We start from the raw sequence: 18010 nt of genomic DNA on the forward strand, positions 1-18010 counted from the left end.
CGGACTTCCTTATCGGCGGATCTTCGCCTTCGCGGCAGCAGCCACTCCGCGCAGCTTCCGCAGCCCGTTCTTGGCCAGCGGCAGCGCCGTGGTGAACACCGGGTACAGCGGGGACAGCGGCTTGTCCCAGGTGCCGGCGAGCTGGTCCTCATGCTTCGCCCAGCCCATCTTGAACTTGGACACGCCGTCGTTCAGCAGGCCGTTGAAGTCGTAGCGGATGATGCCGCGTTCCTTCATGGCCTGAATCGCATGCCACTTCAGCGCGTAGTTGGCGCGCAGGTGCTCGCCCTCCTCGGTCATCCCGCCGTACAGCTCAAAGGCGGTGTAGCCGCTGGTGGACAGCCAGAGGAAGGCAACGACGTCGTCTCCGCTGAAGGCCGCGTACACCGGCGAGTCATCGCCCAGGTTGTCGAAGATGTCCAGGTAGTACCCGTCTTCGTGGATGCCGAAGCCGGCGCGCTCCGCGGTCTGCTTGTACACCGCCAGGCACTTGGGAATCTCGTCCCGGCTCACCCGGCGGTACTCCAGCGCCTCGCGGCCGGACTTGCGGATGTACTGGCGGTGCTTTTTGGACATCTCGGCCAGCAGCTCGTCTTCGGTCCGGGACAGGTCCAGGATCAGCGTGCGGCCGATCAGGATGGTGTTGGCGGAGGGGCGGAACCCGGCACCCGGCAGGCCCGCGGCGATCACGCCGCCGGCATCCCAGTCCGGTTCAATGCTCAGGGCCACGGGCGCGTGGGTCTTCTTGACGTAGTCGCTCACGGCGCCCAGAACCTCGAGTTCACGGCCGGGCACGGACTGCGGGCCGCGGGGGATGTAGGCGAGCGCCTTGAACGGGAACGGCAGCCGGCGCAGCAGCACCTGGGCGGCGCCCACCACCTTGCCGCCGTCGTCCTCCACCAGCAGGCGGTCAACGCTCCAGTTGTGCTCGGCCTTGGTTTTGCCCCAGCCCCACAACTGCTGCGGGTGTCCGTTGAAACCGTTGACGGCTTCGTTCCAGCGGGCGGAATCGGAACAGGGTGTAACGCGCAGTGTCATGCTTTCCAGCCTACCGGGGGTTGCCGGGCCGCCGGCCCGCCTGTGGTCCCGGCCACTTGTTAGGCTCAAACCATGACTACTTCAACCTCTGGTACCCGTTCCACGGTCCCCGGCTCCCGGGGATCCGACCTGTCCAGGCAGCTGACAGTCACCCTTTGCTTCATTGTCTGCATTGTCGGCTCCATGATCGGCGTCGGCGTCTTCGGCGGCACCCCCATCGCCCAGGCCGCGGGCGGAGCCCTGAACGCGGACGCCACCTATCTGGCGCCGGCCAGCGGTGCCTTCTCCATCTGGTCCGTCATCTACACCGGACTCGGCGCCTACACCATCTTCCAGTGGCTGCCCTCCCAGCGCACGTCCGAGCGCCAGCGTTCCCTGGGCTGGCTGGTGGCCGCGTCCCTGGTCCTGAATGCCGCTTGGATCCTGAGTGTCCAGGCGGGCTGGGTGGGGATCAGCGTCCTTGTCATCGTCCTCCTGCTCGCCGTACTGGTGGCATGTTTTGTGCGCTACGCCCGGACCCCGGCGGCCAACTGGATCGAGGCCATCGCCGTCGACGGAACCCTGGGCCTGTATCTGGGCTGGGTTTCGGTGGCCACCTGCGCCAATACCGCTGCCGCGCTGACCGACGCCGGCTTCGACGGTTTCGGACTCGCCCCGGAGGTGTGGTCGGTCGCCATCCTGGCCGTTGTTGCCGCACTGGGTGTCGGACTGGCCGCCTACGGCCGCGGACGGCTGGCCCCTGCGGCGGCGCTGGCGTGGGGCCTGTCCTGGATTGCCGTGTCGCGTCTCAACGGCGAACTGCTGTCCAACGGCACCGCAATCGCCGCAGTGGCAGCCGCTGCCGTCGTCGCCCTGGCCGCCGTGGTGTACCGGGTGACCGGGCGCAACCGGCTGCGGGCCGGGTAGCAGTGCCCTCCGCAGACGAACTCCTCGGTGCCGCGTCCGCGCAGGCACTGGCCCGCGCGATCAGCACGGCGGTTCCGGGTTCCCCGCGTCCCGCGCTGCAGGCTGCCGGCAATCGTCTTGATGGCCTGTCCCTGCGGGAACGGGCCGATTTCCTGCGCGATGCGCTGTTGGCCGATCTGCCGGGCAGCTACGCGGATCTCGCACGCGCTCTGCGCGCCGCTGCGGGCTCTGAGGAGTTCACCGGATGGCTGATCTGGCCGGTGACCTCCGCCGTCGCCGTCAAAGCCGTGGAAGCGGACCAGGCGGGAGCAGAGCCAACGGCGTTCGACGACGCCCTGGCCCTGCTGGCCGAACTCACCCCGCGGCTCACCTCCGAATTCGCGGTCCGGGTGCTCCTGCGCCACGACCTGGACCGGGCCCTCTCCATCATTTCAGCATGGACGGACTCCTCCGATGAGCACGTGCGCCGGCTGGCGTCGGAAGGCACCCGCCCGTACCTGCCATGGTCAGTCCGGGTGCCGGGAATCCTGGCCCGTCCCGGCGCAACCGTTTCCCTGCTGGACACCCTGTACCGGGATGAGAGCGACTATGTGCGGCGCTCCGTGGCCAACCACCTCAATGACCTCAGCCGCGACCACCCGGAGCTCGTGGTCAACACGGCCCGCCGGTGGCTGGCAGACCCCGCTCCGCACACGCCCGCACTGATCCGCCACGCCCTGCGCACCCTGATCAAGCGCGGCAACCCGGACGCGCTGAGCCTGCTCGGTTTCGCGCCGGCCGCCGTGGAAATATCCGGACCCCGTCTGGACAGCACCGCGGTCCCCTTCGACGGCAGCGTCCGCTTCACGGCCTCGATCCGAAACACCGGAGACGAACCGGCGCGGCTGGCCGTGGACTACATCGTCCATCACTCCAAGGCCAACGGGTCCCAGACCGCAAAGACGTTCAAGCTCACCACGGCAACCCTTGACCCCGGTCAGTCCATCACGCTGACGCGCGGGCATTCCTTCCGCCCCATCACCACCCGCCGGTACTACCCCGGCCCGCACGCCATCACCCTCCAGGTCAACGGGGTGCCGTCCGAGCGGGCCGACTTTGAGCTCCTGCCGGCATCGGTGCCGGCAGCAGCGACGGAGCCGGTTCCGGCGTCCTAGCAAAAGAGCCCCGGAACCGATCAAACGGTTCCGGGGCTCTTTGCTGATTGCTGTGCTGCCTGACCAGGCGGTGCCTGTTGATCAGGTGCAGCCGCTTGACCAGGCGCAGCAGGCTACTTCAGGCGGGCGTAGGACTCCCACTTGTGCGACTGGTGCTCGCCGTCGACCACGCGGATGGTCCCGGACTTCGAGCGCATCACGATGGACTGCGTCAGCACGCGGTCCTTCTTGTAGCGCACACCGCGGACCAGGTCGCCGTCGGTGATGCCGGTGGCGGCAAAGTAGCAGTTGTCGCTGGTCACCAGATCATTAGTGGTCATGACGCGGTCCAGGTCGTGGCCGGCGTCAATCGCCTTCTGCTTTTCCTCATCGGAGGTGGGCCACAGCCGACCCTGGATGACTCCGCCGAGGGTCTTGATGGCGCAGGCGGTGATGATGCCTTCGGGAGTGCCGCCGATGCCCATCAGGGCGTCAACGTCGGTTCCTTCGCGGGCCGCCGCGATGCCGCCGGCAACGTCGCCGTCCATCAGCATCCGGGTGCGGGCACCGGCGTCGCGGATTTCCTGCACCAGCGGCTTGTGCCGGTCCCGGTCCAGGATCATGACGTTGAGCTGGTTGATTTTCTTGCCCTTGGCCTTGGCGATCAGGTGCAGGTTCTGCTTGACCGGCAGGCGCAGGTCCACCATGTCGGCGGCATCGGGTCCGGTAATCAGCTTTTCCATGTAGAACACGGCGGACGGATCGAACATGGTGCCGCGTTCGGCAACTGCCAGGACGGCCAGTGCATTGTTGATGCCCAGGGCGGTCAGGCGGGTGCCGTCGATCGGGTCCACTGCGACGTCGCAGAGTGCTCCGGTGCCGTCACCGACGTGCTCGCCGTTGTAGAGCATGGGGGCTTCGTCTTTTTCGCCTTCGCCAATGACCACGACGCCGTTGAAGTGGACGGTGGAAATCAGGGAACGCATGGCGTCAACGGCAGCGCCGTCGGCCGCGTTCTTATCGCCAAACCCAACCCAGTGGCCGCCGGCAATGGCTGCCGCCTCGGTCACCCGGACCAGTTCAAGCGCCAAGTTCCGGTCCGGCTCGTCGTCGCCTACTGCCAGGGCGGGGGAAAGTGTGGAGTACTGAGCGCCTTTGGTCACGTCTAACCTCATCTTCGAATGTTTCTTTAAACCGTTGCTCGTCACATAACAATCGGCGGGTCCTTGTTCGATCATAGTCTCCGTGGCCTGCGCCACCACCAATGAAAACCTATTCCGCTTTCGGGCGGGGCGGCCCAACTAGGACTTGAACGGCCGGATAGGGGATCATTGGAGGGTGAGTGAGCACCAGCAGGACCAAGAGACGCCCGTGACCCCCGTACTGACCGGTAAGCAGGCCAAGCGCGCCAACGCAACCGTGATCGGAATGCTGATCGCCACCGGCATCACGCTGCTGCTGGTCCTGGTTCCGGTGCTCCTGAACCCCGCCCCCAAGGCTTCCACCCGGAACGTCAACGTGCAGCAGATTGCCGTACAGGCAGCCGGCGACGCCGGTTACGCCCCGCTCGCGCCCAAGCTGCCGGAGGGCTGGAGCTCCAACTACGCCCGCTGGGAAGCCAACAACAGCAGCGGCGTCCCCCTCTGGGAAGTGGGATACATCACTCCCAACACTGAATTTATTCGTCTTTCAGAAACCAACGCCGGCAATCCGACCTGGATCGCCCAGGTGTCCGGAGATTCCATGGTTGCCGGTGAGCGCACCGCCGGCGGCAAGACCTGGGAGCTGCGCGACTCCGCAGACGGTGACGCCAGCATGGTCCTGGAGCATGACGGCCTCACCGTGGTGCTGACCGGAGAAGCGGACCTGGCCGAGTTCGATGTGCTGGCCGAGGCCGTGGTCCGGGACCTCACCGCGGCGCCGGCCAAGTAACGAAGACCGGCAACAAAATTCCGGGCCGGGTGATCCGGGGTCTAGGCTAAGAAACGTGAATGAACCAGCCGCTTCAGTAATCACCCCGGCCCAGGCCTGGCAGACGCTTAGCGAAGGCAACGCCCGCTTTGTCGCCGGCAAGTCCTCGCATCCAAATCAGGACGCCAACAGGCGCAGCTCCCTGATCCACGAACAGAACCCGTTCGCCGTGATCTTCGGGTGCTCCGACTCCCGCCTGGCCGCCGAGATCATCTTCGATCTCGGCCTCGGCGACGCCTTTGTCATCCGGACCGCCGGCCAGGTGATCGACGACGCCGTCCTCGGATCCCTGGAGTACAGCGTCGCCACCCTCGGCGTTCCGCTGATCGTGGTCCTGGGCCATGACAGCTGCGGCGCAGTGACCGCAGCCAAGCGCACGGTGGATACCGGGGAGATGCCCGGCGGTCACATCCGCAACCTGGTGGAGCGCATTACCCCTTCCGTCCTGGCGGCCCAACGCAACGGGTTCACCGAGGTCAACGACATGGTGGTGGAACACACCAAGCAGACCGCCGAGCAGCTGGTGGAAAGCTCCCAGATCATTGCGGCCGCCGTCGAGGAGGGCCGCACCGCCGTTATCGGCGTTTCCTACCGGCTGGCCGAAGGCGCAGCTGACCTGGTCTCCGGCTACGGCGCCCTGGTCCACCCCGCCGTTCAGCGCACCCGCAGCTAGCGGTTTCCCCGGCAGCGGCGCAGCCGGCTCCGGTCCCCGGCCCGGCACCCTGTGACGGCGCGGTTTCTGCCCCGGCGCTGCGGACACTAGGCTTGGGACCATGACTTCTGACACTCCTGAATACCGCATCGAACATGACACCATGGGCGAGGTCCGCGTCCCGGTGAACGCCCTGTACCGCGCACAGACCCAGCGCGCCGTCGAGAACTTCCCGATCTCCGGCAAGCCGCTGGACAGCGCGCACATCGCGGCACTGGCCCGGATCAAGAAGGCGGCTGCCACTGCCAACGCCGAGTTGGGAGTGCTCGACGCCGAGCGCGCCCGGGCCATCGAGAAGGCCGCCGACATGGTGGCCGGCGGATCCCTGGATGACCAGTTCCCGATCGATGTCTTCCAGACCGGTTCGGGCACGTCCTCGAACATGAACACCAACGAGGTCCTGGCCGAACTGGCCACCCGTGCGCTCAAGGACGCCGGCAGTGACACCACCGTTCACCCGAACGACCACGTCAACGCCTCGCAGTCCTCCAACGACGTCTTCCCGACGTCGGTGCACGTGGCGGCAACATCGGCCCTGATCAACAACCTGATCCCCGCCCTGGACCATCTGGCACTGTCGCTGGAGCGCAAGGCCGTGGAGTTCAAGGACGTCGTCAAGTCCGGCCGCACCCACCTGATGGACGCCACTCCGGTGACCATGGGCCAGGAATTCGGCGGCTACGCCGCGCAGGTCCGCTACGGCATCGAGCGCGTGCAGGCCTCCCTGCCGCGCGTGGCCGAAGTCCCCCTCGGTGGCACCGCCGTCGGCACCGGCATCAACACCCCGGCCGGCTTCCCGCAGCGCGTCATTGAGCTGCTGGCCGCAGACACCGGACTGCCGCTGACCGAAGCCCGCGACCACTTCGAGGCACAGGCCAACCGCGACGCCCTCGTCGAGGTCTCCGGCATGCTGCGCACCATTGCCGTGTCCTTCTCCAAGATCGCCAACGACCTGCGCTGGATGGGCTCGGGCCCCAACACGGGTCTGGGCGAAATCGCCATCCCCGACCTGCAGCCGGGCTCCTCGATCATGCCGGGCAAGGTCAACCCGGTCATCTCCGAAGCCGTGATGCAGGTTGCCGCGCAGGTGGTGGGCAACGACGCCGCCATCGCCTGGGCCGGCACCTTCGGCTACTTCGAGCTCAATGTCGGTATCCCCGTCATTGCGTCGAACCTGCTCGAATCCATCCGCCTGCTGGCCAACTCCTCCGTCATCATGGCGGACAAGATGATCGACGGCATCGAAGCCAACGTGGAGCGCTCCCGCTACTTGGCCGAGGCGTCCCCGTCGATCGTGACTCCGCTGAACAAGTTCATCGGTTACGAGAACGCCGCGAAGATCGCGAAGTTCGCGGTCAAGGAAGGCAAGACCATCCGCCAGGCCGTCGAGGAGCTCGGCTACGTCGAGCGCGGCGAACTGACCGCCGAGCAGCTGGACAAGGCGCTTGACGTCCTGTCCATGACGAAGCCGCCGCAGGCCTAGTCCAGCACCCTTCGGGGCGTCCGGCCATTGGCCGGGCGCCCTTTTGCGTGAATATTTGCACTCATACGCTAAAGGTGTAAATATTCACTGCGTGAGTAATAGTGCACCAATGGAAGCCTGCGGTCTCCGTGAGCGCAAACGGACCGCCACGAAGGTTGCCATCATTACGGCAGCCCGCACCCTGACGGCAGCCCGGGGCGTGAACGGTTTCACGGTCGAGGAACTGTGCGAGAAGGTGGGCATTTCACGGCGCACCTTCTTCAACTATTTCCCGGCCAAGGAGGATGCCATCCTCGGCTCCCCCGCGGATGAGATTCCCGCGGACCTGGCTGAGGCGTTTATTGCCGGCGGCGCGGTTTCCGCCCCCGGGTCCCTGTCGCCGTCGCTGCTGGCTGACTTCGTCGATTTCGCCGTCGCGCTGATGGACCGGATGGCCATCTCCCGCGGGGAGATGACAGCGCTGAAGAAGGCCGTGGCCGCTGAGCCGCGCCTGCTGCAGAAGGTGATGCACGGTTCCGGCGAGGCCGAGAAGGCCATGGCCGCGCTCCTGTCAGCCCGTGAGGGCATCCCCACCGATGATCCCAGGATCCGGGCCGCACTCGCGGTGTTCGCCTGCCTTAGCGAACGCGCCGGACCGGCTTTTTTCGAGCCCGGCAACACCCGTTCCTACCGTTCCATCCTTTCCGGCTCCGTGACCGCCATGCAGGAGTTATTCGCCGCGGCGGATCCCCTTGCGGGCGAACCCCCTTCCGCGGTTCCTTCCACCCAAACCCCTTCCACATCTCCCGCCTCTCCCAAGGACAATCCATGACAGCCACCGCCGCGCGTGCTTCCGAGCCGCTGCTGCTGACCCAGAAACGCATCTGGATCATTTTCTCCGCCCTGATCGCAGGCATGCTGCTCGCCAGCCTGGACCAGACCATCGTGTCCACCGCCATGCCCACCATCGTGGGCGAGCTGGGCGGTGTCGAGCACCAGACCTGGATCACCACCGCCTACCTGCTGGCCACCACGATCGTGATGCCGATCTACGGCAAGTTTGGCGACGTGCTGGGCCGCCGGAACCTGTTCCTGTTTGCCATTGCCTTGTTCACCGCAGCGTCCGTCGGCTGCGCCTTTGCCACCGATTTCTGGGGCTTCGTCATCTTCCGCGCCATCCAGGGCCTGGGCGGCGGCGGCCTGATGATCCTCTCGCAGGCCATCATCGCGGACATCGTGCCGGCCAACCAGCGCGGCAAGTACCTTGGCCCGCTGGGCGGCATCTTCGGCCTGTCCGCGGTTGCCGGGCCGCTGCTGGGCGGGTTCTTTGTGGACCACATGACCTGGCAGTGGGCGTTCTACATCAACATTCCGATCGGCATCATCGCGTTCGTCATCGCTTTCTTCACCCTGACCCTGCCCAGCAAGAAGGCCACCAAGCGCATCGACATCGGCGGCGTCGTACTGCTGTCCATCGCCACCACCTGCCTGATCTTCTTCACCGACTTCGGCGGCCGTGACGACCACGGCTGGACCGACCCGATGACCCTGCTCTTCGGCGCCGGCATGCTGGTGTCCGCAGTCCTCTTTGTCATGGTGGAGAACCGGGTGGCGGACCCGATCATCCCAATGAGCCTGTTCAAGAACCCCATTTTCGTCAACAGCACCGCCATTGGCTTCACCCTGGGCATGGGCATGTTTGCGGCGCTGGCCTTCGTGCCGACGTTCCTGCAGATGTCCACCGGCACTTCGGCCGCCGTGTCCGGCCTGCTGATGCTGCCGATGATGGTGGGCATGATGGGCACCTCGATTTACTCCGGCCTGGCCATTACGAAGACCGGCACCTACAAGAAGTACCCGATCATCGGCGCATCGCTGGTCATCCTCGCCATGCTGTGGATGACTTCGCTCTCCGCTGACACTCCGGTTTGGGTCATCTGCGCGCAGCTGTTCGTCTTCGGCGCCGGTCTCGGCTACATCATGCAGGTGGTGGTCCTGGTGGTGCAGAACTCCGTGCCCGTGGACCAGATTGGTACGGCCACCTCGTCCAACAACTACTTCCGCGAAGTGGGCGCAGCCCTGGGCGTGGCCATCTTTGGCGCCATGTTCACTTCCCGGCTGTCCGAGAACCTGATGGATGTCTTCACCAAGGCAGGCTTCGACCCCTCCGCAGCGGGTGAAGCCACTGCCACCATCCAGCCGTCCGTGATGGATTCGCTGCCCGAGCCCGTGCGTGACGGAATTGTCACGGCCTACGCCGATTCGCTGGCGCCGGTGTTCTGGTACCTGATTCCGTTCCTCGTCATTGCCCTGGTGCTGGCCCTGTTCCTGAAGCAGATCCCGCTCTCGGACGTGGCCGGCATGGTCGCCCGCGGTGAAGCCGTGGGCGGTCCCGACGCCGACCGGCTGGAGGCCGAGCGGTTGGCGGCCGGCAAGGGTTCCGCGGCAGCCGGCACGGCAGCCACGGGCGCCGCAACGACAGGCACTGACACCGACACCATCACAGACACCGACACAGCGGCGGCGTCCGGGGACGCAGGCAGCACGTCGACGCCGCGCGGCACCGACGGCAGCTAAGCGTCTGTCCTAACAAAGGCATCAGGCCCCGTCTTCCTTCCGGAGGACGGGGCCTGGTGCGTTCAGCGTTCGAAGTGAGGGACGCCGTCGGCTTCCAGCGCGAGCTTCAGCAGCAGCGTGTGCCGTTCGCTGAGCGGCGGAAGCCGGTCCAGGGAAAACCAGCCGACGTCGGTGGACTCGTCGTCGTTGACACGCGCCTGGCCGCCCAGGTACCGGCAGCGGAAGCCCACATTGAGGAAGCTGCACTGATCCCCGTTGGGAAACGTGATGGGACCGTGCGAACCGACATGGATCAGGTGCTCGATTTCGGCCGTGATGCCCGTCTCCTCCTCGATCTCCCGCAGGGTTCCGGCCGCAGGCTCCTCCCCCGGGTCCAGCATCCCCGTGATCAGGGTCCACCGGCCGTTGTCGGTGCGGCGCACCAGCAGCACCTGGTCATCCTCATTAAGGACAACACCGGTGATGCCCGGGAGCCACAGCAGTTCGTGGCCGATCTTTTCGCGCAGGGACAGGACAAAATCGGGGGTGGGCATGCTTCTACTGTAGGCCAGGTAGTGCCATCGCCAGGGCGGCGCCGCCGAGCATGAAGGGGCCGAAGGCGATGGCCGTTTTGCCGGTGCCGCGCCGCGACAGAATCAGCCACAGTCCCCATGATCCGCCCAGCAGGAACGCGGCAAACGTCCCGGCAAGAACATAGGGCCAGCCGGTAAAACCGAGATACAGTCCCAGCACGCCGGCCAGTTTGACGTCGCCAAATCCCAGGCCGGAAGGGTTGCCAAAGCGCAGCAGGAAGTAGGCACTCCACAGCACCACGCAGGACAGCGCCATGGCCGTGATCCGTGCGGGATCACCCGCGGCAAGGGCTGATGCGCCCAAAAGCACCGCTGAAACCGGATAGGCCGGCAGCACGATCCGGTTCGGCAGCCGGTGCGTCGCCGCGTCCACCACCGTGAGCCGCACTGCCAGCACCAGGAAGTACGCAGCGGCCGCGGACAGCACCCAGAAGGCCGGCCCGCCCAGCAGCCGGTACTCCCCCAGGATCCCCACCATGGGAACACCGTACGCCATAGCCGCCGCGGGCTCCCGCCTTCAACACCGCCTGTGGAGAACCCGCGCCGCCTGTGGGCTGCCTAGCCCACGCCGATGGCTGCTGAAACCTCCTGGATGAACTGTTCCCCTGCCTGCTCAGGAGTAATCTGCTCGAAGAGGACCCCGGAATTTACCCGCTCCAGGATCTGGAGCGTGTTGGTGGATCCGACGGGGCCGATAATCAGGGGCCGGTTGGCGTACTCGCCCATCCGTCCCACAAATTGGCTCTCGACCTGCTGCTGCTCCGTGAGGGTGGGCTGGATGGCTTCCAGCACGTCGGGGTTGGACGGTATGCCACGGTCCGTTCCGATGACTTTGGCGGCCTCGGGGTCGTTGATCAGGAAGTCGATGAGCGCCGCGGCTTCCTTGGGGTGCTCGGACTTGGAGTAGATGGAGTAGATCTGGGAGGCCTGCAGCCACACGCCGGGCTGCTTGTGAGACTCACCCGGCGGTCGGATCAGCTGCAGCGGATCCCCCGACGCGCTCTGGTAGGCGGCGTACTGGTTGCTCCAGGCGAATTCCATGGCCGACAGTCCGCGCCCCATCAGGCTCTGCTCCGGACCCGCCTGCCCATCCAGCTCAGAGGTGAGGGCGGCCTCAGGTGCTGCTCCGGATTCCCGGAGACCGGCGGTCATTTCCCACCAGTCGGCCAGGGTTTCCGGTTCTATGTTCATGCCGCCGTCCTCGGAGTAGACGGATTCCCCGTGCTGCCAGGCGTAGAGGTCCAGGGCCTCCATCGAGGTTGGATCCGCCGTTCCGTAGACGCCGTCCGGAGAGTTGGCTGAAATGGCCTCCGCGGTTTCGGCGAAGTCCTCCCAGGTCCAGGTATCCTCGTCCGGCAGCGGAACCCCTGCCTCTTCGAACACGCGCGGGTTGATCAGCAGGGCGTAGGTGTTGTTGCCGGTGGGCACGCCGTACTGGACATCACTGAAGTTACCGTTGTCCAGGGCTGATTCCGGCAGCTTGCTGAGGTCCAAGTCCCCGCTAACCTCGCTCAGGTCCAGCAGCGCACCGCGGTCGCCGTATTCGCGCGGGTAGGCACCGCCAAGCGTGATGACGTCGGGAGCATCTCCGCCGGCCACCGTAGTTGCCAGCCGGTCAAAGTAGCCGTTGAAGTCCGCAAACTCCGGCTTCACCGTGATGTTGGGATTCGCTTCCTCGAATTTGTCGATCGCCTGCTGGGTAATTTCCGCCCGGTCGGAATTACCCCACCAGGAAAAGCGCAGCTCCACCGGTCCGTCGGCGGCGTCGGAGCCTGTTTCGGATGAGCCGCATCCGGAGGCTGTCGCTGCCAGCAGGGCTGCTGCCGCTGCTGCCACCGCAAAGCGCAGCGGTTTGCGGCGGGCGGAACGGGAAGAACTGGATCTCTCAAAACGGGTCACGGCATCTCCTCATTGAAACGTCTCATTACGGGTGCACAAAGCATCACCTGCAATTGTTGGTCGTGTCAACATATTTCCGGATACGACACCGCCCAGCCGGTTCTCAGCCGGTCCTCAGCCGATCTGTCCATCCTCCAGCAGCTCGGTCACCAGAGCCGCAATGGGCGAGCGCTCGGAGCGGGTCAGCGTGATGTGTCCAAACAGCGGATGTCCCTTCAGCGTCTCCACCACGGCCGCCACGCCGTCGTGGCGCCCCACACGCAGGTTGTCGCGCTGCGCGACGTCGTGGGTGAGGACCACCCGCGAGTTCTGGCCGATCCGGGACAGCACCGTCAGCAGCACATTCTTTTCCAGGGACTGCGCCTCATCCACGATCACGAACGAATCATGCAGGGACCGGCCCCGGATGTGTGTCAGCGGCAGGACCTCCAACATGCCGCGGTCCAGGACCTCCTCCAGCACCTCCTTGGACACGAGTGCTTCAAGCGTGTCAAAGACAGCCTGGCCCCACGGGCCCATCTTTTCCGCCTCGGTTCCGGGCAGGTATCCAAGCTCCTGGCCGCCCACGGCGTAGAGCGGGCGAAAGACCACCACCTTGCGGTGCTCCCGGCGCTCCAGCACCGCCTCGAGCCCCGCGCAGAGCGCCAGCGCGGATTTTCCCGTACCCGCCCGTCCGCCCAGCGACACAATGCCGACATCGGCATCCATGAGCAGGTCGATGGCCAGCCGCTGCTCGGCGGAGCGTCCATGCAGGCCAAACACGTCGCGGTCCCCGCGCACCAGGCGCACCTGTTTGTCCGTCCCCACCCGGCCGAGCGCCGATCCGCGGCTGGAGAGCAGGACGACGCCGGTGTTCACCGGCTGCTCCGCGGCCGAGGGGATGAACACCGGGCGGTGCTCGTACAGCGCGTCGACGTCGGCTTCAGCCACATCCAGTTCGACGACGCCGGTCCAGCCGCTGTCGCGGACAAGGTCGCTGCGGTATTCGTCGGCCTTCAGCCCCACCGCCGATGCCTTGACCCGCATCGGCAGGTCCTTGGAGACAAGGGTGATGTTCCGCCCCTCGTCGGCCAGGCTCCGGGCCACGGCAAGGATCCGGCTGTCATTGTCGGTTCCGCGGATACCCGCCGGAAGGACGTCCACCGATATGTGGTTCAGTTCCACGCGCAGGGTGCCGCCGGAGTCGCCCAGCGGAATGGGTGCGCTCAGCCCGCCGTGTTCAATCCGCAGGTCATCAAGCAGACGCAGGGCGGCCCGGGCAAAGTAGCCCAGTTCCGGATCGTGCCGTTTTTTCTCGAGTTCGGTAATGACCACCAGCGGGACGATCACTTCGTGTTCGGCAAACCGCAGAATCGCTTTGGGATCCGAGAGCAGGACTGAAGTGTCCAGCACGTAGGCCTCGGGGCTGCTGTCAGAGCCCGGCGCTTCGGCGGCCGCACCGGTGTGGGCAGAGGTTCGCGGGGATGAAGGTAGGGCCACGGGAAACTCCAGTCAGGGGCGGTGCCCCGGTTAGCTGGTCGGGGAGGTCCACAGACCGGGGAAAGCGGGAAACGAGCCTTCCTGCACTGAATCTGTGCACATCCGGCCTCCGGTTCCGTCAGCGGGTCGCTGATCAATAGCACCAAGGTACGCCGGGGCGGCCCCGTGCCGCAGCATGACACGGGCGGGTTTTTTTGCGTTCACTGCGAGTTCGCCTGCGGTTCAGGCGGTTGCCTGCGGTTCAGGCGGATTGTCTGCGGTTCAGGCGATGGCTCAGGAGCCGAAGCGGCGCTGCCGGCTGGCGTAGTCCCGGAGGGCGCGCAGGAAATCCACGCGGCGGAAGTCGGGCCACAGCGCTTCGCAGAAATAGAACTCGCTGTACGCGCTTTGCCACATCAGGAAGCCGGACAGCCGCTGCTCCCCGGAGGTCCTGATCACCAGCTCCGGATCCGGTTGTCCGCGGGTGTACAGATACTCCGAGATCTGCGTGTCGCACAAATCTTCGGTGATCTCGTCTATGGTCTTGCCGTGGGCGGCAGCGTCGTTCAGGAGTTCCTTGACGGCGTCGACGATTTCCCGCCGCCCACCGTAGCCGATCGCCACATTCACGTGCAGGCCGCTGGCATCCTTGGTGGTGTCTCCGAGGTTTTTGAGCTTTTCGGCCAGGTCTGCCGGCAGGATATCCAGGGCGCCAACGGCGTTGACCCGCAGGTTCCCCTTCTCCCCCAGACGGTCCAAGGTGTTGCCGATGATGTCCAGCAGCGGATCAAGCTCGTCCGCATCGCGGTTCAGGTTATCCGTCGACAGCATGTACAGCGTGACCCGCCGCACGCCCAGTTCCTGGCACCAGCCCAGGAATTCGAGGATCTTGTCCGCGCCGGCCTGATGCCCGTCACTGGTTGGCGCGCCGGCAAGTTTTGCCCAGCGGCGGTTGCCGTCCACCATGACGCCGATGTGCCCGGGGATGCGGTCGCGGGCCAGGCTGCGGCGCAGCTTGCGCTCGTAGTAGGCATACACAACGCCCGGAAACCTCATGCGGAGCCGCACCTGCCTTGTCCTCTGTGCTGGGAGAAAACGTCTCCGCGGTGGTGGGAGGCGCACTAAAAAGTGTATTCCCAAAAAGCCGGGCGCACTTCCGGCCGGTCGGCGCGGTGCGACAAACCTTGAGCGCCCAGTTGGACGTGCGTCACTTTCCCCTGCATGGGGAAGTGATGTGGGCCTCGGGAACCCCTGGAATGAGTGACGCAACCTATAGTTACCGAGCAGTAACTTACCGACTCGTAGGTTAGGCTTTTGTCTATGACATCTTCATCGTCGTCCGCTCCGCCCGAGCGGGATCCCAGCTCCCGCAGCACTCCCGGCCCCGTGGAATCCGCCGTCGAGCAGGTAGCCGACATCCTGGATATCAAACCGAAACTGCGGGGTTGGCTGCACGCCGGTGCCACACCGTTTGCGCTGGCCGCCGGGATTGTCCTGGTTGTCCTGGCCCCCACCACCGGCACCCGGATTGCGTCGGCGATCTACGCTGCCACCGGCGTGCTGCTGTTCGGAGTATCGGCGGTCTACCACCGGGGCAACTGGTCGCCCAAGGTCAAAACCATCCTCAAACGCCTGGATCACACCAACATCATGCTGGTGATCGCCGGCTCCTACACGCCGCTGGCCTGGTCCCTGCTTCCGCCGGAAAAAGCCAAGGTCCTGCTGTGGTTCATCTGGGGCGGCGCGGTTGCCGGAGTCCTGTTCCGCCTGCTGTGGCTGCATGCGCCGCGCTGGCTTTACACGCCCGTCTACATTGCCCTGGGGCTTGCCGCACTGATCTACATTCCGGATTTTTTCGCCATCAACGCGACGGCGGCAGTACTGGTCTGCGTTGGCGGCGCCATGTATATCACCGGGGCCGTCTGTTACGCGATGAAAAAGCCGAACCCGTCCCTGGACTGGTTCGGCTTCCACGAAATTTTCCATGCCTTCACGCTGGCCGGCTTCGCATGCCATTACGTTGCCATCCTGATGGCTGTGCTTTCGGTCGGCGCGTCCTAGGGCCGTTCCCAGGACCGTCAGCCCTCCCTGAGCAGCTCGGTCAGTTCCGCCGGCGTGCTGACCGGCCGGCGGCACACCATGCCCCGGCATAAATAGGCCACCGCAGGTTCGGTGCCGGGGCCGCGGCCTTCCAGCAGCGGAACACGGGTCCGGCCGGACGCCCCGGACTGCGCGTCCCCGGTGCCGTTTGCCGCCACCTGCGATGCGACCACCAGGCCCGGCCCGCCGGCGTCGCGCGCCGCACGGAGCAGTTCCTCCACCGCGGCGGCGTCAGTGCCCGTGACAGCGAGTTCCCGCGGTCCGTCCAGCATGAACTGCAGCACCGACATGGACCAGCCTGCGGCCTGCGGCGCACGCGGTGCCACCACCGCCACGTGGGCAAGCAGCGATTCCGCCAGGGCGCGGTGGCGCAGGGACCCTGAATACGCCGCATACGTCAGTAGGACGCCGGCAAAGAGCGCGGCGCCGCTGGGTGTGGGCCCGTCCAGGGGATCAGCGGCGGCCTGCGCGCCCTGGGCGTTGGCGAGCTGGTTCGGGCGGATGGCGGTGTCCAGCAGGACATCCCCCGTCAGGAAGCGGTCTCCGGCCTGCAGCACCAGTGACTCGGCCGCGGTGTACCACTGCTCGTCGCCGGTGGCGGCATAAAGGGCAAACAATCCTTCCGCCGCGGCGGCATAGTCCTCCAGCAGGCCCTCGATGCCCTGCCCGCGCCCGCCGTGGGAGACGCGCAGCAGCGTTGGCCCAGCCCGGTGCACCCGCAGCAGATAGGCGGCGGCGTCCACGGCTGCCCGCCGCACCCGTTCCGCCGCCGTTGTCTCGCCCGCATCGGCCAGCACGACGGCGGCGCGGGCCAGCGCTGCCACGGCCAGTCCGTTCCAGCCGGCCACCACCTTGTCATCGCGTTCCGGCTGCGGACGCCGGTTCCGGGCGGCCAGCAGTGCGGGCCGGGAGCGCAGCCACAGCTCCTCCTCGTCCGGGCTCAGGCGGCGGCCAAAGTGCAGCGTGCTGCCGATGTTCCCGTCGGGGCCCGGCTTTCCGCCGTGGGCGGCCATATTTCCGGCATCCAGATCCAGCAGGCCGGCCACGGCGTCGGCAGTTTCGGACCCCAGTACCTCCGCCAGCTCCCCCTCGGTCCAGACGTAGGTGCCGCCTTCCACCCGGTGTCCGTCCATGACGGTGTCAGCGTCCAGGGATGAGGCAAAACCGCCGCCATCGACCTGCAGCCGGTTGATCATCCAGTCCGCCGTCTCATGGGTGACGCGCAGGGCGAGCCGGCGGTCTTCCGGATCCAGCGCGCTCCGGGCCCACTGGGCATACAACGCCAGCAGCTGCACGTTGTCGTAGAGCATCTTCTCGAAATGCGGGACGGCCCAGCGGCGGTCCACGGTGTATCTGGCGAAGCCGCCCTCCAGCTGGTCGTACAGGGCGCTCCGCGCCATGGCGCCCAGGGTGCGGTCAGCCAGCGATGCGGCGTCGTCTGCCGTGGATGCTCCGCCGGCCGCGTGGGCCAGCAGGAACCGCAGCACGGTGGATGGCGGAAATTTGGGGGCGCCGCCAAATCCGCCGAACTGCTGATCCTCAAGGCCGCCGAGGGCCTCAACCGCCGAGGACAGGGTCCGCGCGTGCCCGTCCGCCGCTTCGGCGCCGTCGGCAGCCGGATTCGCGGGGATGCCGACGCCGAGTGCGCGGACCGGACCCAGCAGCCGGCGGTTTCCCTGCTGCCCCGACGCCAAATGGGCGGCAAGCTGCGCAGCACTCTGTTCAACTTCCTCCGGACGGTCCCGCCATGCAGCGGAGACAGCTTCGAGGACGTCCCGGAATGAGGGCATCCCCTGGACTGGCCGCGGCGGAAAGTAGGTGCCGGCGTAGAACGTCCGGCCGTCGGGCAGGGTGAACACGCTCATCGGCCACCCGCCCTGGCCGGTCATGGCCTGGGTGGCCGCCATGTAGACGGCATCAACGTCGGGGCGTTCCTCGCGGTCGACCTTGATGGAAACGAAGTTCCCGTTCAGGTATTCGGCGGTGGCTTGATCCTCGAAGGATTCATGCGCCATGACATGGCACCAGTGGCACGCTGCGTACCCCACGGAAATGAATACCGGCACGTTTCGCCGCCGCGCCTCGTCAAAGGCCGCATCCCCAAAAGGCCACCAGTCCACCGGGTTGCCGGCATGCTGGCGCAGATAAGCCGAGGCCTCACCGCGCAGCCTGCCGGCCATAT

The 18010-nt window shown here is 66.2% G+C and carries 16 protein-coding genes; 8 read left to right on the forward strand and 8 right to left on the reverse strand.

Annotation, left to right across the window (positions count from 1 at the left end; genetic code table 11):
• Positions 1-9: 9 nt before the first annotated feature.
• Complete coding sequence (locus tag AAE021_RS10865; RefSeq protein WP_342022349.1) at positions 10-1038, reverse strand: lipid II:glycine glycyltransferase FemX; 1029 nt, start codon at positions 1036-1038, stop codon at positions 10-12.
• Between the two features lie 72 nt (positions 1039-1110).
• Here AAE021_RS10865 and AAE021_RS10870 point away from each other — a divergent pair, with 72 nt between their 5' ends.
• Both AAE021_RS10870 and AAE021_RS10875 read left to right on the forward strand, forming a co-directional pair.
• Positions 1111-1944 (forward strand): tryptophan-rich sensory protein, encoded by an 834-nt coding sequence (locus tag AAE021_RS10870; RefSeq protein ID WP_342022350.1) that lies wholly within the window; start codon positions 1111-1113, stop codon positions 1942-1944.
• Between the two features lie 2 nt (positions 1945-1946).
• Complete coding sequence (locus AAE021_RS10875; RefSeq protein ID WP_342022351.1) at positions 1947-3098, forward strand: DNA alkylation repair protein; 1152 nt, start codon at positions 1947-1949, stop codon at positions 3096-3098.
• Positions 3099-3211: 113 nt separating this feature from the next.
• Here the strand turns inward: AAE021_RS10875 and glpX are convergent, their stop codons facing one another.
• Complete coding sequence (gene glpX / locus AAE021_RS10880; RefSeq protein ID WP_342022352.1) at positions 3212-4252, reverse strand: class II fructose-bisphosphatase; 1041 nt, start codon at positions 4250-4252, stop codon at positions 3212-3214.
• Between the two features lie 163 nt (positions 4253-4415).
• On the opposite strand from glpX, the gene AAE021_RS10885 reads away from it, so the two are divergent.
• The 5 genes from AAE021_RS10885 (at position 4416) to AAE021_RS10905 (ending at position 9799) form a co-directional block, all read left to right on the forward strand.
• Positions 4416-5009, forward strand: coding sequence for a DUF4245 domain-containing protein (locus tag AAE021_RS10885; protein WP_342022353.1), 594 nt, complete (start codon positions 4416-4418; stop codon positions 5007-5009).
• 55 nt (positions 5010-5064) lie between these two features.
• On the forward strand, positions 5065-5721 hold the full coding sequence (locus AAE021_RS10890; protein ID WP_342022354.1) for a carbonic anhydrase: 657 nt from the start codon (positions 5065-5067) through the stop codon (positions 5719-5721).
• A 100-nt stretch (positions 5722-5821) separates the two neighbouring features.
• A complete protein-coding gene (locus tag AAE021_RS10895; RefSeq protein WP_342022355.1) occupies positions 5822-7243 on the forward strand; it encodes a class II fumarate hydratase in 1422 nt (473 codons plus the stop codon).
• 109 nt (positions 7244-7352) lie between these two features.
• Positions 7353-8054, forward strand: coding sequence for a TetR/AcrR family transcriptional regulator (locus AAE021_RS10900; RefSeq protein WP_342022356.1), 702 nt, complete (start codon positions 7353-7355; stop codon positions 8052-8054).
• The gene (locus tag AAE021_RS10905; protein WP_342022357.1) at positions 8051-9799 is read left to right on the forward strand and encodes an MDR family MFS transporter; all 1749 of its coding nucleotides are present in this window, start codon (positions 8051-8053) and stop codon (positions 9797-9799) included. Before AAE021_RS10900 ends, AAE021_RS10905 begins: the two co-directional genes overlap by 4 nt.
• A 62-nt stretch (positions 9800-9861) precedes the next feature.
• On the opposite strand, the gene AAE021_RS10910 is transcribed toward AAE021_RS10905, so the two are convergent.
• The 5 genes from AAE021_RS10910 to AAE021_RS10930 form a co-directional block, all read right to left on the reverse strand.
• Positions 9862-10332 carry an NUDIX domain-containing protein gene (locus AAE021_RS10910; RefSeq protein ID WP_342022358.1) on the reverse strand — a complete coding sequence of 157 codons (471 nt, stop codon included), beginning with the start codon at positions 10330-10332 and terminating at the stop codon, positions 9862-9864.
• A 4-nt stretch (positions 10333-10336) separates the two neighbouring features.
• Complete coding sequence (locus AAE021_RS10915) at positions 10337-10849, reverse strand: A24 family peptidase (protein WP_342025386.1); 513 nt, start codon at positions 10847-10849, stop codon at positions 10337-10339.
• 80 nt (positions 10850-10929) lie between these two features.
• Positions 10930-12270, reverse strand: a complete 1341-nt coding sequence (locus AAE021_RS10920) for a sugar ABC transporter substrate-binding protein (protein WP_342022359.1) — start codon at positions 12268-12270, stop codon at positions 10930-10932.
• Positions 12271-12384: 114 nt separating this feature from the next.
• The gene (locus AAE021_RS10925; protein WP_425362478.1) at positions 12385-13662 is read right to left on the reverse strand and encodes a PhoH family protein; all 1278 of its coding nucleotides are present in this window, start codon (positions 13660-13662) and stop codon (positions 12385-12387) included.
• A 360-nt stretch (positions 13663-14022) separates the two neighbouring features.
• On the reverse strand, positions 14023-14784 hold the full coding sequence (locus AAE021_RS10930) for an isoprenyl transferase (RefSeq protein WP_342022361.1): 762 nt from the start codon (positions 14782-14784) through the stop codon (positions 14023-14025).
• Between the two features lie 264 nt (positions 14785-15048).
• Here AAE021_RS10930 and trhA point away from each other — a divergent pair, with 264 nt between their 5' ends.
• Complete coding sequence (gene trhA / locus AAE021_RS10935; protein ID WP_342022362.1) at positions 15049-15789, forward strand: PAQR family membrane homeostasis protein TrhA; 741 nt, start codon at positions 15049-15051, stop codon at positions 15787-15789.
• A 17-nt stretch (positions 15790-15806) separates the two neighbouring features.
• On the opposite strand, the gene AAE021_RS10940 is transcribed toward trhA, so the two are convergent.
• Positions 15807-18008: a thioredoxin domain-containing protein gene (locus AAE021_RS10940; RefSeq protein ID WP_342022363.1), complete on the reverse strand. Its 2202-nt coding sequence runs from the start codon at positions 18006-18008 to the stop codon at positions 15807-15809.
• Positions 18009-18010 lie beyond the last annotated feature (2 nt).

The organism is Arthrobacter citreus (assembly GCF_038405225.1).
Classification (GTDB): Bacteria; Actinomycetota; Actinomycetes; order Actinomycetales; family Micrococcaceae; genus Arthrobacter_B; species Arthrobacter_B citreus_A.